General features: G+C 50.3%; 9 protein-coding genes and 3 pseudogenes. 9 read left to right on the top strand and 3 right to left on the bottom strand.

The genetic code is table 11. The annotated features are described in order from the left end of the window. Positions 1–24: 24 nt before the first annotated feature. Positions 25–909, bottom strand: coding sequence for a glucose-1-phosphate thymidylyltransferase RfbA (gene rfbA / locus Q4Q11_RS17830; protein ID WP_498570333.1), 885 nt, complete (start codon positions 907–909; stop codon positions 25–27). Between the two features lie 249 nt (positions 910–1,158). Between rfbA and Q4Q11_RS17825 the strand changes: the two genes are divergently transcribed. Both Q4Q11_RS17825 and Q4Q11_RS17820 read left to right on the top strand, forming a co-directional pair. Then, a complete protein-coding gene (locus Q4Q11_RS17825; protein ID WP_498570332.1) occupies positions 1,159–2,088 on the top strand; it encodes a glycosyltransferase family protein in 930 nt (309 codons plus the stop codon). Further along, positions 2,049–2,726: a histidine phosphatase family protein gene (locus Q4Q11_RS17820; protein WP_498570331.1), complete on the top strand. Its 678-nt coding sequence runs from the start codon at positions 2,049–2,051 to the stop codon at positions 2,724–2,726. The genes Q4Q11_RS17825 and Q4Q11_RS17820 overlap by 40 nt, the downstream gene beginning before the upstream one ends. Here Q4Q11_RS17820 and Q4Q11_RS17815 read toward each other — a convergent pair. Continuing rightward, positions 2,713–3,606, bottom strand: a complete 894-nt coding sequence (locus Q4Q11_RS17815) for a hypothetical protein (RefSeq protein ID WP_498570330.1) — start codon at positions 3,604–3,606, stop codon at positions 2,713–2,715. The two genes, Q4Q11_RS17820 and Q4Q11_RS17815, sit on opposite strands and share 14 nt — an antisense overlap. 196 nt (positions 3,607–3,802) lie before the next feature. Between Q4Q11_RS17815 and Q4Q11_RS17810 the strand changes: the two genes are divergently transcribed. Beyond that, a complete protein-coding gene (locus Q4Q11_RS17810; protein ID WP_498570329.1) occupies positions 3,803–4,063 on the top strand; it encodes a hypothetical protein in 261 nt (86 codons plus the stop codon). Positions 4,064–4,226: 163 nt separating this feature from the next. Here Q4Q11_RS17810 and Q4Q11_RS17805 read toward each other — a convergent pair. Beyond that, positions 4,227–4,689, bottom strand: a pseudogene (locus tag Q4Q11_RS17805) (transposase); the annotation flags it as partial. A gap of 317 nt (positions 4,690–5,006) precedes the next feature. Here Q4Q11_RS17805 and Q4Q11_RS17800 point away from each other — a divergent pair. The 6 genes and pseudogenes from Q4Q11_RS17800 to Q4Q11_RS17775 form a co-directional block, all read left to right on the top strand. Further along, positions 5,007–5,975: a glycosyltransferase gene (locus Q4Q11_RS17800; protein ID WP_498570328.1), complete on the top strand. Its 969-nt coding sequence runs from the start codon at positions 5,007–5,009 to the stop codon at positions 5,973–5,975. A 111-nt stretch (positions 5,976–6,086) separates the two neighbouring features. Further along, positions 6,087–8,336 (top strand): glycosyltransferase family 2 protein, encoded by a 2,250-nt coding sequence (locus Q4Q11_RS17795; protein WP_498570327.1) that lies wholly within the window; start codon positions 6,087–6,089, stop codon positions 8,334–8,336. Further along, the gene (locus Q4Q11_RS17790; RefSeq protein WP_498570326.1) at positions 8,333–10,141 is read left to right on the top strand and encodes a hypothetical protein; all 1,809 of its coding nucleotides are present in this window, start codon (positions 8,333–8,335) and stop codon (positions 10,139–10,141) included. Before Q4Q11_RS17795 ends, Q4Q11_RS17790 begins: the two co-directional genes overlap by 4 nt. 152 nt (positions 10,142–10,293) lie before the next feature. Further along, positions 10,294–12,945 carry a glycosyltransferase family 4 protein gene (locus Q4Q11_RS17785; protein ID WP_498570325.1) on the top strand — a complete coding sequence of 884 codons (2,652 nt, stop codon included), beginning with the start codon at positions 10,294–10,296 and terminating at the stop codon, positions 12,943–12,945. Positions 12,946–13,197: 252 nt separating this feature from the next. Continuing rightward, a pseudogene (locus Q4Q11_RS17780) lies at positions 13,198–13,344 on the top strand (transposase); the annotation flags it as partial. Positions 13,345–13,444: 100 nt separating this feature from the next. After that, positions 13,445–13,744 (top strand): annotated as a pseudogene (locus Q4Q11_RS17775) (transposase); the annotation flags it as partial. Positions 13,745–14,000: the final 256 nt, after the last annotated feature.

Below are 14,000 nucleotides of genomic sequence, written 5' to 3'. Positions count from 1 at the left end.
AGTCCAATTCCGCGTATAGAGAAACTATCGCGGAATTAGGCTCAGCAGGTACTTTCCATAGCCGCTCGACACAAGTGGATGAGCCAGTTGTGCGAGCTGCTCGTCATCGATGAAGCCCATGCGCCAGGCGATTTCCTCAATGCATGCTATCTTCTGGCCCTGGCGTTTTTCGATCGTGTGTACGAATTGGCTCGATTCAAGAAGGCTATCATGGGTTCCGGTGTCGAACCACGCGTTACCGCGGCCGAGTTTTTCGACATGGAGCTTGCCAGCCTTTAGGTAGACATCGTTGACAGTCGTAATCTCTAGTTCACCGCGCTCCGAGGGCTTAATGCTCTTCGATATCTCGATGACATCGTTATCGTAGAAATACAGGCCAGTAACCGCGTAGTGGCTGCGTGGCTTGGCAGGCTTCTCGACGATTGAAATCGGCGTATTTCCATCGCTCTCGAATTCGACAATTCCGTAACGCTCCGGGTCACTGACACCATAAGCGAAAACGGTGGCGCCCGAACTGCGCTCAGCAGCGTTGCGCACGCTCGTGCCAACGCCAGTGCCGTAGAAAATGTTGTCACCTAGCGCAAGCGCAGCGCAAGCCTCACCGATAAAACGCTCACCAATAATGAATGCCTCGGCCAGACCTCGAGCTTCCGCCTGTATGGCATATTCGAAGCGCATGCCGAGCTGTTCTCCGTTACCCAAAAGCTCCTGATAAAGCGGAAGTGCACTCGGCGTAGAAATCACCAACACTTCCTTTATGTTGGCAATCATTAACGTGCTAAGCGGATAGTAAATCATAGGCTTGTCGTAGACCGGAAGCAACTGCTTACTAACCGGAATAGTGGCCGGGTAGAGACGCGTCCCTTTTCCACCTGCCAGAATGACGCCTTTGTATTTCGGGTGGAGCATCAACAAACCTCTGTAAAAACTGCATTCGGGAAGCCGTCTCCCTAGCCCGGCTTACGGCCTTGACTCGACCGGCCCATTTCCTCTAGGGAATTTTCGCATTGTCTGCAAGCACAACACATGCCGGAACAGAGGATGCTACGTATAGCGGTAGAGGCTCGACGATCAACCATTGTGGGGCACGATGTCTCGCTTTCGGTGTTTCTGCGCATAATTCGGCCTCTGCGCGAATTTAGCACCCGAAAGCCGATTTTGCTGATAATCGAAACAACTGAGAGACTTCTAGAGCAGGCTGTTCTCGATTTCGACGTCCTAATAATGAATAGGCCCTTCTCCCGCCTAAGCGCCGCTCTTGCATCTCGGGCTAAGGCGCTCGACATACCGATTATAGTTGACGTTGACGACTGGATGTACGGCAACCCAAGCTACGGCAGGGACTTACTTAAGGGTGCTGATCCGCAAATAATTTCCCACATTTATACCCTAGCTGATTGCCTTGTGGTCCCAACTTCGTTTTTCCGTCAGGCGATCTCGCCGGCCTATCGAGGGCCGACGTATTGCATACCCTATGCGACCGATTTCTGCGAGGAGGATGTCTACCTTCATCAGGAATCCACAAAGTCTATATTGTTATCTTCAATGTTTACGCTGAAGCTTGGCTCACAAACAGCTGCATTCGCAGGGGCAATAAAAGAGTTTCTGAGCCGGAATAAAGACTGGCGGCTCGATTTTTATTGCGAAAACTTCGACGCTTCAATTTTCTCCCACGATAGAATAAGTGTTAAAAAGCCGATAGATTATAAAGAATACCGGGAAATTCTATCGAGAAGAAACTACGATTTTTGTATTGTCCCGTTATCGGGATACGAAGATTCGGACGACATACTTTTCAATGCGTGTAAATCACCTGTGAAGTATGTTGACTATAGCGCAGCCGGCCTACCCGCGATCTTTTCTAGAAGCCCAGTCTATGAAATGGCTGTCACCAATAAGGTGACCGGTTTACTTGTCGACAATACAACCGAGGACTGGCTGCTTGCTCTGAATTCACTGGCCTCGTCGACTGAGCTTCGCGAGCGCTTGGCCAGTAACTGTTACAAGGATGCCAAAAAGCATTACACGCTAGAGAGAACGGCTGCAGCATGGGAACAGGTTATCAATTCGGTCGTGAGCCGGGCCTAATTGAACGGCTATCCGAGGCTAAGGCATGGAAGACGATGCATCTGATCCGCCACGCCGAAACTACACTCAATGCAGAGGGGATGGTAGACGGTCGATCTGCATCCGTTCTGACGATGAATGGAGAAACGCAAGCGAAAGAGTTGGCAGCTGCGCTTAGACAGAGGCATCCTTCGTTGTTTCTATCGGCCGCCACAAAGATCGTTTCGAGCCCTGCTCCCCGCGCCACCGCTACAACAGAACTGATCTTCGGCGAAGCTTCTTTTGAAAGCAACGCTGGTTTCCTTGAGGTGGATGCAGGCGATCTTCAAGGATTCAGTTGGCGCGACGGTATCGAAAAAAAACTGATATCACCCAATGTAGATGTGTTCACTCATTTCCCTAAGGGTGAATCATACGCTGGAGCCCAGGTACGTGCAATTCAGGCGCTCCAATCGTATTTGGATGCACCACAGGAAAACGTTGTTATTGTGACACATGGCGGCATTATAGCGCTCATAGTATTGGCTACAATGTCTATCGAAATCTCCAAATTTCCTTTCACCTTTATCGACAACGCATCGCTCACAACAATCGAATTTTACAGAGACTCTCTGAAAATATATTCAAAGATAAAGACGCTAAACTCTACTTTTTTATGATGTGAGGGTGGGAGTTGTTGTTGTATTTCTCCCAAAAATACAACTGCCGCAATTTGGTCGCTAGATCCATTCTCTTACGCAAATCATCCGAAAAATAGCTCTGACGATCAGCTTTCGCGACTTCGTCATAGAAATGTACTGCGATCTCTTTTTCGAATTCATTTAGACATCTCGAAAGTAGCGGCAGTTCATAAGCAGCAACAATCCATTCTGATGCGTCAAGATATGTGGTCAACATTCTCTCGATAATGAATGGAAGAAATGGGGCTGGGTCCGTGTGAAGTGTATTGGAGAAAAGTCTCTGTGTTAAAGGATGATCTTGGTGTTGATCCAGCCACGTGACAATCGGCTCCAGAATTTCTCCCACATAGGCCTCCCAAAAACCGGATTTTGCGAGCCAAAAATTCGAATAGCACAATATTCTCGGAGAATGTCGACGCCCAACACCCGGCTTTAATTTCAAATCAAGGGTGTCGCATAACTCATCTGCCAAATCAATTAAGCCTGGATGCGCATGTTCGCCCTGCATCCAAGCATTGAAGGAAATAAACGCTAGGTGTGGGAACGGATTAATGAGGACTACGTCTGCGGAGGCATTCCGTTCCGCAAAACTCTTAATGGCTTGCCCTGTCACACCGGTCTTCAGGTTAAATTTCGGAGAGAAGAGTCCGGTAAATCCCGCGTGCTTGTGTAAACCTTGCCGGTACATATTGACAAGAATTCGAATCTCCCGCCACGCGGCAAAGCGATTATCATTCAATTTCAACGGTAAAAATTCTGGATCCACCAACGCTATGTGGTCTGCGTATATTGGCTGAAACATTTTTATCATTTTATGCGGTACGACCTTGGATGCGTCAACGACAGAAGCAAGCCTCATTTAGACTGCGGTTTCAGTCGAAGCCTGAACGACAACTGGGAGCGCCTTGAACTGTTCTAGCAATACCGGACACAGTTAGCTATCCTCTTGTCAATACCGCGTGAATTTACCCAAACGTGCCTCATGTAATTTTGTTACTGTTTGCCTCGTCTAGGATGTTGTTGCATAGCGCCACATACGAGATCTCGAGCGACATATGCGCCAGTCTGCCAGCGTTGCCGATGAGCCGCTGTGCGGCTTGCTGTCGTCACACCCTTACTCGTCTTTGCCGTGTGGGAGGCTGTCGCAAGCTTTATTGTCCAGGGTAACGGGCTTAGAGTCCGACAAGAAGTTCGAGTGCGGCATGGCCCTGGTGTTCTTCAAGGCATCCCGCCACCTCCTCTCAGTGGTTTTTAAAGATATCGGGGCGGCGACCGTGTGGTTTGTCACTGAGGCGACGATCCCTTTCGGCCAATGACGACGCCGCGCGCGAGCCGCCTAGCACCGGGGGCGGACGCGTCGGACGAACGCTTTGTATAGGTTGCCGCGCGGATGTCGCCGGAGTAGAACTTCGCTGTCGTCGAACGTTGCCAAGTGATCCTACGCCCAGCAAATCCCCCTAGCTAGTGCCCGTCCATAAACGGCTCATGGATCAGTGCGACGGTGACGGTGCTATCCACGCGCACGACCTTGCCGCTTTCGAGCTTCTCCTGCAGGGCGCTCGGCAGCAGCACCCGGTTGATCTCTTCAAAGGTTTGCGCCCGGATCGCGCTGATCGTCTTGTGCAAGACCGAATTCTTCGGGCTCCCCCACGGCAGCCGGGCAAAGGCTCGGAACGAGGCGGACTCTTCGAGATGGAGGGCCAGCTCCTGATGACTCAACAGGCGATGCTGCTTGAGCGGCGCGCGCAGCGCGCCACTGCCTCGGCTGGGAGCCCCTCGCGGCCGGTCTCCTTAAGGCCATGCCGGCGCAGGTCCCGCGTCACCAGCCCGAGCAGATCGCGATGTTCATCCAGCCATTGCGACATCGACCTCAGTTCATGACCGATCTCATGTTCGGCGAAAAGATTGAATACACTGGCTTGACCGCGCGTTCTTGGCGCATTGTCGGCTCCGGCGGTTACGGGTTCGTCCTTAGAATCAGTAGCTTGATCTAAAGAATACCTGAAACCGCCGGGCTTTGCCTGCCGATATATCGCGATTATATCAATAATGTCAGCGATTTACCGCTTATGGATGGGCACTAGCTGGATAGCGCAGCCAGAAATAAGGGCAGCGAACTCGCCTAGACCAAAGCGGCGCATACACTCATTTTTTGACAAATGGCCTATGGCAGGGTCCGACGGAAGGCGTTAGGGTGAAGATCGCTAACTTCATACTACAGTCACCAAATGCCAAAAGGGATCTATAAGCTTGCGACTCTTGCTGACCACCTACCACCAGGCTTTCTTGTCACCAGGAGGCGGCGAAACTGAGCTGCATCAACTTGCTGAATATATCAATGACGTTGGTGTTCGCGCAGATCTTTACGGGCCAAATTCAAGACGCCTCAGCGCCTACGATGCGGTCATTCATTTTTCTGCCCACGGCGGCGGCGAAGATTTATTGCGAGATGTGAAGGCCGCGGAGAAACCGATCGTCCTGATACCAAATTTCAACTTCTTCGATCGGCAGCACAAAGCCCACGATGTCGTTCAGCGTCACTTGGATCTTGCCGATCTTGTTATACTGAGAGCCAATGCCGAGAAGGTTGTCTGCCTAGAGAATTTTTCCGTTGACAGCTCCAAAATCGTTGTTGTCCCGGCGGGTATCGCCCCCAGTTTTGGCAAGCCCGCCGAAGCAGGCCTTTTCCAATCCGCCTACGGCATCGACCGATATATCCTTTGGGTTGGACAGATTGCCGAGCACAAGCGTCAGCTGGAGACCATTGAGGCCTTGAGGGATTTCGAAATCCCTTTGGTTTTTATCGGCGGATATGCGGACAAGCACTACTATGATAAATGCCGTGCTATTGCCGGTGACAATGTACGCTTCTTGCCATATGTACAGCCAGCATCCGAAATTTTGAGATCTGCAATGCAAAGTTGCTCTGCTTATCTGGAGCTGGGTGACGATTACCCCGGTTTTTCGGCAATCGAAGCAGCCCTTGCTGGTGCACCGCTCGTTCTTGCCGATCATAGCTGGTCACGAGAGATTTTCGGTGATGAGCCGACTTATCTGGAGGGCCCCTCATCAGAGGCAATTCGGAACGCAATACATATAGCCACACAAAAGCAAAAAGGAGGGCTTGTTGCTCGTATCAAGCAGCGTTACGTGCAGCCCCTTCCCACAAAAGCGCTTCTCGCGCTCCTTTCCACAACACTCGAGCAGTGGAACAAGGCTGTAAAATAGTTTGCAATCGTTCACTCTTGCTTGTTCAATGTTCTGAAAGCAGATAATTCCCCAACGGGCGAACTGTGTGAGCGAAGTCGCCTGAGGATAGAATCTACTCCAGGGATGCCTATGTCCAGCCGCATTGATTCCGTTGAAGTTACGTTTACTCCGCTTAATGATTTGGTCTTGATGGACGAGGCTAACGGCCTGACAAGCTACCGGATGGTTGGCGGAGATCCCTTCTTCGGCGTTAGTATGCCCGGGTTGGCGCCAGGATACTATGAAATATCGGTCGAACTTGCTTCAAGCCTTACCCAACTTGTACGCCCGACGTTATATGTTGATAGCGGGGAAGGCTTCAGCGAAGCCGAGACTTTAGCGTTGGCGTTTTTCGAGACAAAGGGCGAAATCAGAGCCAGAATATTCCTGCCTCGCGGCGCGCGCGCGCTCAGATTTGATCCCAGTTGTCAGCCGGGATCACTAACTATCGGTAGGGGAAGGTTATCAAAAGTATCCCCTCTGGCGATAGTCATCAAGCATGCGCGGCTCGACGTCCAGAGCCTGAGAGAAACGCAGGATCTCCAGGGTGCCTTGAAGACCTTATCCAAAGCATGGGACGCCAGTAAATACTTGGAGGATTGGCTTGATGAAGCTTTGATTAGCCGCAGAAGAGGCAATCTTCATTTTGATGGAAAAAAATACAGCCTCAGTAAAAAAGATGCTCAGTACGTGTATATTCCACCAGAAAAGCCCCAGAATCTGGCTGGAGAGATCAATGGTATGTCGTTCCGGCCCATATTTTCGATCATTGTTCCTTCATATAACACGCCCCTTCAGCTTATGGAGAAGTTGTATGAATCCGTAAGTTCGCAATGGTACCCCGATTGGGAGCTCATTGTGGTTGATGACGCAAGCATTCGGCCGGAAGCACTTGAGTTCCTTGAAGGAATTTCTGATTCACGAGTGAAGCTTGAACGGAGTTCTGAAAATCAGGGCATTGCAGGTGCGACCAACACCGGGGTAAAAATTGCCATAGGTGATTACGTTGTGCTTCTTGATCATGACGATGAATTGACACACGACTGCCTCTATGAGCTTGCACTTTGTATCAACAGGGAAAATCCTGATTACATATATAGCGATGAGGACAAGATCGATCTGGAGGGGCGCGCCAGCGAGCCCCATTATAAGCCGGATTGGTCTCCGGACACTATGATGAGCACGATGTATGTGTGTCATGTTTCATGCATCAAGCGAAGTCTGCTTCTTGATATCGGTGGTTTACGAAGCCAATATGACGGATGTCAGGACTGGGATCTTGTACTGCGCCTGACTGAAATAACAAAAAAAATTGCTCACATCCCGAAGGTACTTTATCACTGGCGAACATTACCTGGCTCTGTTTCGGTTGCTCTCACCGAGAAGCCATATGTACTTGAAGCCACCAGACGGGTAAGAGCTGATGCTATCAAACGCCGCGGGCTAGATGCCTCTGTTGAGGAAATTCCGGGATTTCCAGGATACTACGGCGTAAAGTACGAACCGCGACTAGGAACTCTGATATCGATAATAATCCCATCCAGAGACAACTGCGGGGTACTGAAGCGCTGTGTGGAATCACTACAGTACGTAAACAGCTATAAAAACATTGAGATAATTATCGTAGATAATGGTTCTCGTGATGAAGAAACTCTTAGATACCTGCGAGAGCTATCTGCTCTTTCGAATATATCGGTCATACGGTGGGACTATCCGTTTAATTTTTCTCAATTGTGTAATATCGGAGCAGCGAAAGCTGCTGGTGAGTTAATCTTATTCCTAAACGATGACACTGAAGTTGTGGAGCACGACTCTTTGGCGCGAATGGCAGGTTTTGCTCAACTCAACCATATTGGAGCAGTAGGAGCCAAACTACTCTACCCGGGGAGCAAGCTGATACAGCATAGCGGCCTACTGAACTTGAGTGACGGCCCAGGACATGCGTATTTGCGACAGGATGCCAGAAGCTGGGGCTATTTCGGGCGAAACATACTTGACTACAACTGGTTGGCTGTAACTGGCGCATGCCTCATGACTGATCGCTCAAAGTTCAATGCGGTTGGCGGTTTTGATGAGACATTCCCTGTTGCTTATAACGATGTCGAGCTTTGTTTCAGAATGAGGGAGGCTGGCTATTACTCCGTAATGTGTCAGCGAGCCGTTCTCCTACATCATGAATCTTTTTCACGTGGGCTGGATGATCTTGACCCGGTTAAGCTGAAAAGGCTCCGGGAGGAGATGGGGAGGCTTTATCGCCGCCATCCGGATTTCTTCCAACGAGATCCTTTCCATAATGTGAACCTCCATCCCAATGGTATCAATTTCGATTACGCAATATGATAGAAAATCGTCCACAGAACTCGCTTGAAGATCTAAGAGTTGCCGCAGGCAACTCTGAAATTGAAGTCGTGTCGTTTGACTTCTTTGATACACTTTTTGTTCGGACAGTTGTCGAGCCTGAAGATGTATTCCATATTGTCGCACGAAAAATCGAATGTCCCGAATTCCCGGCAAGGCGACGTGAAGCGCAAACTCGGGCTTTCGTCACTATGCATGCAGAAGGGCGCAACGAGATTAGTCTTGCGGACATCTATCGCGAGCTTTCTATCGTTGGGTTCAAAAGCAGCGACATCATGGATCTCGAATTGGATCTGGAGAAGAAGGTAGCGCTCCCGAACTACGAGCTCCTGCCGTTTTTCATGGAAACTATTACGAGTGGCCGCAAGGTGATCATCGTCTCGGACATGTACCTTCCGTTAGATTACTTCACGGCGGTGCTGGAAGATTTTGGTATCCCATCAGTTGATATCTTTGTGTCTTGTGAACTTGACGCTACGAAGAGAGATACTGGTGAGCTATTTAGAAAAATATCTAGGAATCTTGGAATATCCGGCAAGCAAATATTGCATGTGGGCGATAATTTGACTTCTGACGTCAAGCGCGCATGCGAGCAAGGCTGGCAGGCTTTTCATTACGTTTCCCGGGTGATCCCTGCCGTTATTGAAAGTGGTGCTTCAATGCCGTTGGAGTACTCTGTCAGCCGCGGACTTTCTAAAAGAAATATTCGAGAGATAGCCCCGGATAGTTATACTGAAATGGGATATCACTATGCTGGTCCGGCAGCTGTCGCTTTTTATGAGTGGATAAAGGGCAGGGCAATCAAAGATGGGGTTAGCCATATCCTGTTGATGGCGAGAGACGGGTATATCATTGATAGGGTCAGACAGTTCGACAACAATCCCATTAATATACCTTTTTCATATTTCTCGGGCTCTCGTACTGTATTTTCGCTTGCCTCCATTACTGAAAACAACTTTGCGGATTACCTTGCTTTCCTGATGTCAGGATCTGATGGACTGAGTGCGAGAGATCTGTTGGCTCGCATTAATGTGCCGCTGCCAGATGCACGGCTTTTGGAGGATCTGGGGCTTGGAGATAGCGTAGTTATTACACACGAAAACACCAGGCAGGCTGAGGATTTTCTTTGGTCCTTGAGATGGCATATTTTGAAGACGTGCAGGGAGAACCGCCGCGGCTTGTTCGGATTAATGAGTAAGCTGGGTTTGTCCCCAGGCAGCAAAGTGGCAATGGTTGATGTCGGCTGGAATGGCACAACCCAAGCTGCGTTTGAGACTGCTATTAATAAAATACTGCCACTTGATGTAACCGGATACTATCTGGCATTAACTGATAAAAATGAGTGTGTTGAACGCCGCAAAAAAAGCTCAATGAGCGCTATGTTCGATGCAACTGTAGCTGATGCAAGCCATGCCATGTCACTCTATGACAACCGTGTCGCTGTGGAGTTCTTATTCTCAGCACCTCATAATTCGGTTGTTTCACTTAGCTTGTCGGACGATGGTAAACTTATGTCACATTCCGACCCACGGCGAACCATAAGCAACAGTGAAGCGCTTCATCACGCTGTGGAGGGCGTAATAAGAGGCGCAGAGAAGTTCGCCTCAGATATCTATAATTTCACGAGTACAACTGGCTTCAAGCCTGATTATCAGGAATTTCTTACCCCGCTTCTGAACTTCGCAGCAGAAGGCGCGTGGAAGAATGAGCCCCTGCTGGACAAAATTATAGATTTTGATGATTGGGGTATGAAGAGTGGCCGATCAATCAAACTTAACAGCTACTAGAGCATAATCCGATCGGAGTGAAACGAGGTCCGAAAAGATTATGCTTTCAAGAGGAAGTTAGAGCGCCGATCCGATCCAAATGCGCTTTAGTGACATCTTTCTCCGAGAGAAGAGAGATCCGATGGACTTGGCAGGCAAAAGAGTTTGACTTCATGAGTGCAACGGACTTGGTTCCAGTAGACGATAGTGCCTCGCAGCGCCTGGCATTCATGCTGCGTAAAACCACGGTAGAGACTGACTTTGGCTACACTCTTCCCACTGGCCTGATTGCAGCATGGGTATCTTGTGGTGCCAATTTTCAATTAAGCTATGATATTCACACCAGCGCCGGGCTGGATGGCTTGACATACTGGTGGCTCCAGCACGGGCGCTACACCTTTCCTGGTCTAGCAGATATTATTGATGCTGGCCTGATTTTTGATTTGCACTTTAAATGGATAAATAAAAAGTCTCTCCGGAGTCTGGCCGTAACGCCGCTCATGGAAATTATATATCGCCATAGGCCAGATCTACCCGAGCTTTTTGATACTAGTGAAATAGAAGGGCGATCCGGGCTTTGGCAGTGGTGGCTTGCAACAGGCCATAAAGAGTATTCAAGAAGCGGGTCAGAATCCAATATTAATGGCAGAGAAGCACTCTCTTCAATCAGTGTTCTCTCTCAGATAACGTCCAGATCGCTGGATGATATATTTGAGCCGCAATCTGAAGTCGTGGATTCCGTATATTATCAGGCACTTGTTGCGTTTTCCCGGCTGCAATCGGACCATGGGGACGAAATTGCTGAGCTACTGGACGGGATTCATCTCCGTTATATATCAGAATGTCTGGAAAACCGGCTGCCGACGCCTTTGATGGCGCTAGTCTATCGCAACCGTCCTGACCTTCGGTCGATCTTCTCCCTTGACGATAAGGACGTAGACGCGAACTTCTGGAGTTGGTGGCTCGAGAACGGCGCGAGCGAATATTTCCCTCCGCGGGATGCGCTACGAATCCGGGAGGCTTCAGCGATCCTGGGGGATCTGGGCTCGCATGGTGCAGGCTTCGTTGATACGCTGCGATACCGCGCCTTTCTGTCTCTTTCACGAATCGCCGATTCTGAAAGCGACGAAATTGCTGAGCTACTGGACGGGATTCATCTCCGTCATATATCAGAATGTCTGGAAAACCGGCTGCCGACGCCTTTGATGGCGCTAGTCTATCGCAACCGTCCTGACCTTCGGTCGATCTTCTCCCTTGACGATAAGGACGTAGACGCGAACTTCTGGAGTTGGTGGCTCGAGAATGGCGCGAGCGAATATTTCCCTCCGCGGGATGCGCTACGAATCCGGGAGGCTTCAGCGATCCTGGGAGATCTGGGCGCGCATGGTGCAGGCTTCGTTGATACGCTGCGATACCGCGCCTTTCTGTCTCTTTCACGAATCGCCGATTCTGAAAGCGACGAAATTGCTGAGCTACTGGACGGGATTCACTTCAGGTATCTTCGGAAAAATCCGGAAAATTCACGGTGGACGCCGTTGATGGGCTTCGTTTACCGAAACCGACCAGACTTGCAAAATGCGTTTCCTGTAAAAGGAAAGACATCTCAAGTTGACTTCCGTAAATGGTGGAATCATTTCGCCGATATAGAATATGCACTGAAGAAGCGACCGGTTCACGACAATCCGCCTACAAAGCATCATAGCCTATCTGCAGAACCTGAAAGCAGGCATACATCCATAGCCCTCGCCGGTTATCCACGTGGCGAATTCGGACTTGGTGAAGATATTCGTCTTCTACGTGCATCATTGCAGGCCGTAGGCGTGGAGCCTGACGTGATACGGGTGCCGTGGAAAATAACGGCACGTGAGGGTATCAACGAACAGATCACCGAAGCGGATGAGGCCGATTTCGGACGCGACGTGATGATTTACGTTATGCCAGCCTTCGATACTTTGACCCTATTGAACAAGCTTGGGACACGCGCTTTTTCCGCCCGCCGAAAGATCGGTTACTGGCAGTGGGAGTTGAGTAAATTCCCGGAGCCTGCCATGATGGCGTTCGACTTGGTCGATGAAGTCTGGTGTCATTCAGAACATTCGGCCAAAGCATTCCGTGAGGCAACCGACAAACCTGTAATCCGGGTTCCGCTTCCCGTTCAACCTCCGGCTTTTGAACATGTTGCACGTAGTACCTTCAATCTGAATGAAAACAGCTTCATTGTTTTCACAAGTTTTGATGGGGCGTCATCAATCTCGCGCAAGAACCCGATGGCCGCCATTCTGGCGTTTCAGAAGGCGTTTCCCCGGAGCACACATCCCGATGTACAACTTGTGGTCAAGGCGATGAATGCGCTCGATGATGGCCTGTGGCGTGATTGCGTTCGCAAGTCCTATCTTGATGACCGCATTCATATCAGAAATGAGGTACTGGACAGGGATGCTTATTACCAACTACTTGCCTGCTGCGATGTGGTCCTGTCGATGCACCGGGCTGAAGGCTTTGGTCGTTTGATGGCAGAGGCCATGGCGATCGGTATTCCGGTTATTTCTACAGGGTATTCCGGCAATCTGGATTTCATGACTCAGGATAATAGCTGGCTGATCCCTGGCCAGATTTGCAAACTCGTGCCGGGAGACTATTCCTTTTACCAGGGTCAGGAATGGATGGAGCCGGATATCGATAAAGCTGCCGAGGCGCTTCGCGACTGTCTTCTGAATTCTGCAAAACGTGAGCGCCTGATCGCGAATGCCAAGAAAACTCTCGACCGCTATTCACTGCAAAACTGTGGTAAACAGTATCTAGCGCTAATTGCGGGCAGGAACTGATGGTGCATGTTGGTTTCTATGCAGAACTGAGCCGGTTTTGGGAGTGAAGAGGTGAACGTCCTCCGCACCCGGCACTGCTGTGGCAAGGGTCACAATCGGGAGAACCGTCCATGAAGGAAGTTAGTATGCGCCGTCTCCATCCCATTGATTCCGCGTGTTTTTGAACATTGAGGTTTCTGCCAGAAGGTTTGACTTGCCACTGAGAATTTCCTCCAGAATGGATTAGAGTCCGGCCTATTAAAGGACGGACGAATGAAGAAGCAGCGATTTACGGAAGAGCAGATTATTGCGGTGCTGAAGGAGCAGGAGGCTGGTGCGAAGGCAGCCGACCTCTGCCGCAAGCACGGGATTTCAGAAGCGACGTTTTACAATTGGAAAGCTAAATATGGCGGCATGGAAGGTAACCGCCCGATTGTGGCCGCCTGTCGGAGATCGGCTTACTTGTTTATGACCCGTCTATAACGACGTCGTTAGCGACGTGCTTTAGGCGAGACCTGCGATGCGCGTGGAAATTCTCGGCGATGAACGTCGCCGACGTTGGAGTGATGAGAGCAAGCTGGAGGTCGTGCTGTCGGTAGGCGTCGACGGCGCGTCGGTGACAGAGGTGGCGCGCCGGTATTCGATCACGCGGCAGCAGGTTTACACCTGGCGGCGTGAATTGCGGAAGAAGGGCCTGCTGTCGCCGCCGTCGACGACGGTGTTTCTGCCGCTGGACATGCCGCCGGCAGGGGACAGCAAAGAAGCTCGGGCTTTTGATGGCATGCAGGTTTTGCCTGCAATGATGGAATTGCAACTGCGCTGCGGACGAAGCCTTCGCTTCAGTGGCGATATTGATGTGGTTGCACTGAAGCGCCTGATCCTGCAGCTTTGTGCGTTCGCCGCCGATCACGGCATAATCTTCACTCCAATCGAATTGGAATGCTTCGCCTGGGCGGAAAGACAGAGGAACGAATATGCCGCGGCCCGCTGTCTGCTGCTCGTAAGCGTCCGGCGAATAGATTTTATGCCTGCTTACGGTTTTGAGCCTCGATTCGAGCCTGTTCTTTAGCCATGAT

This window comes from Rhizobium sp. UFLA01-1127, assembly GCF_059803845.1.
The sequence above is the reverse complement of the archived record's forward strand: the minus strand, read 5'-3'. Positions and strand labels throughout refer to the sequence as shown.

Excerpts from the sequence above, each read along its gene's own strand:
- Q4Q11_RS17815 (WP_498570330.1), bottom strand. The coding sequence starts at position 3,606 with ATGAGGCTTGCTTCTGTCGTTGACGCATCCAAGGTCGTACCGCATAAA.
- Q4Q11_RS17790 (WP_498570326.1), top strand. The coding sequence starts at position 8,333 with ATGATAGAAAATCGTCCACAGAACTCGCTTGAAGATCTAAGAGTTGCC.
- rfbA (WP_498570333.1), bottom strand. The coding sequence starts at position 909 with ATGCTCCACCCGAAATACAAAGGCGTCATTCTGGCAGGTGGAAAAGGG.
- Q4Q11_RS17810 (WP_498570329.1), top strand. The coding sequence starts at position 3,803 with ATGCGCCAGTCTGCCAGCGTTGCCGATGAGCCGCTGTGCGGCTTGCTG.
- Q4Q11_RS17820 (WP_498570331.1), top strand. The coding sequence starts at position 2,049 with ATGGGAACAGGTTATCAATTCGGTCGTGAGCCGGGCCTAATTGAACGG.
- Q4Q11_RS17785 (WP_498570325.1), top strand. The coding sequence starts at position 10,294 with ATGAGTGCAACGGACTTGGTTCCAGTAGACGATAGTGCCTCGCAGCGC.
- Q4Q11_RS17795 (WP_498570327.1), top strand. The coding sequence starts at position 6,087 with ATGTCCAGCCGCATTGATTCCGTTGAAGTTACGTTTACTCCGCTTAAT.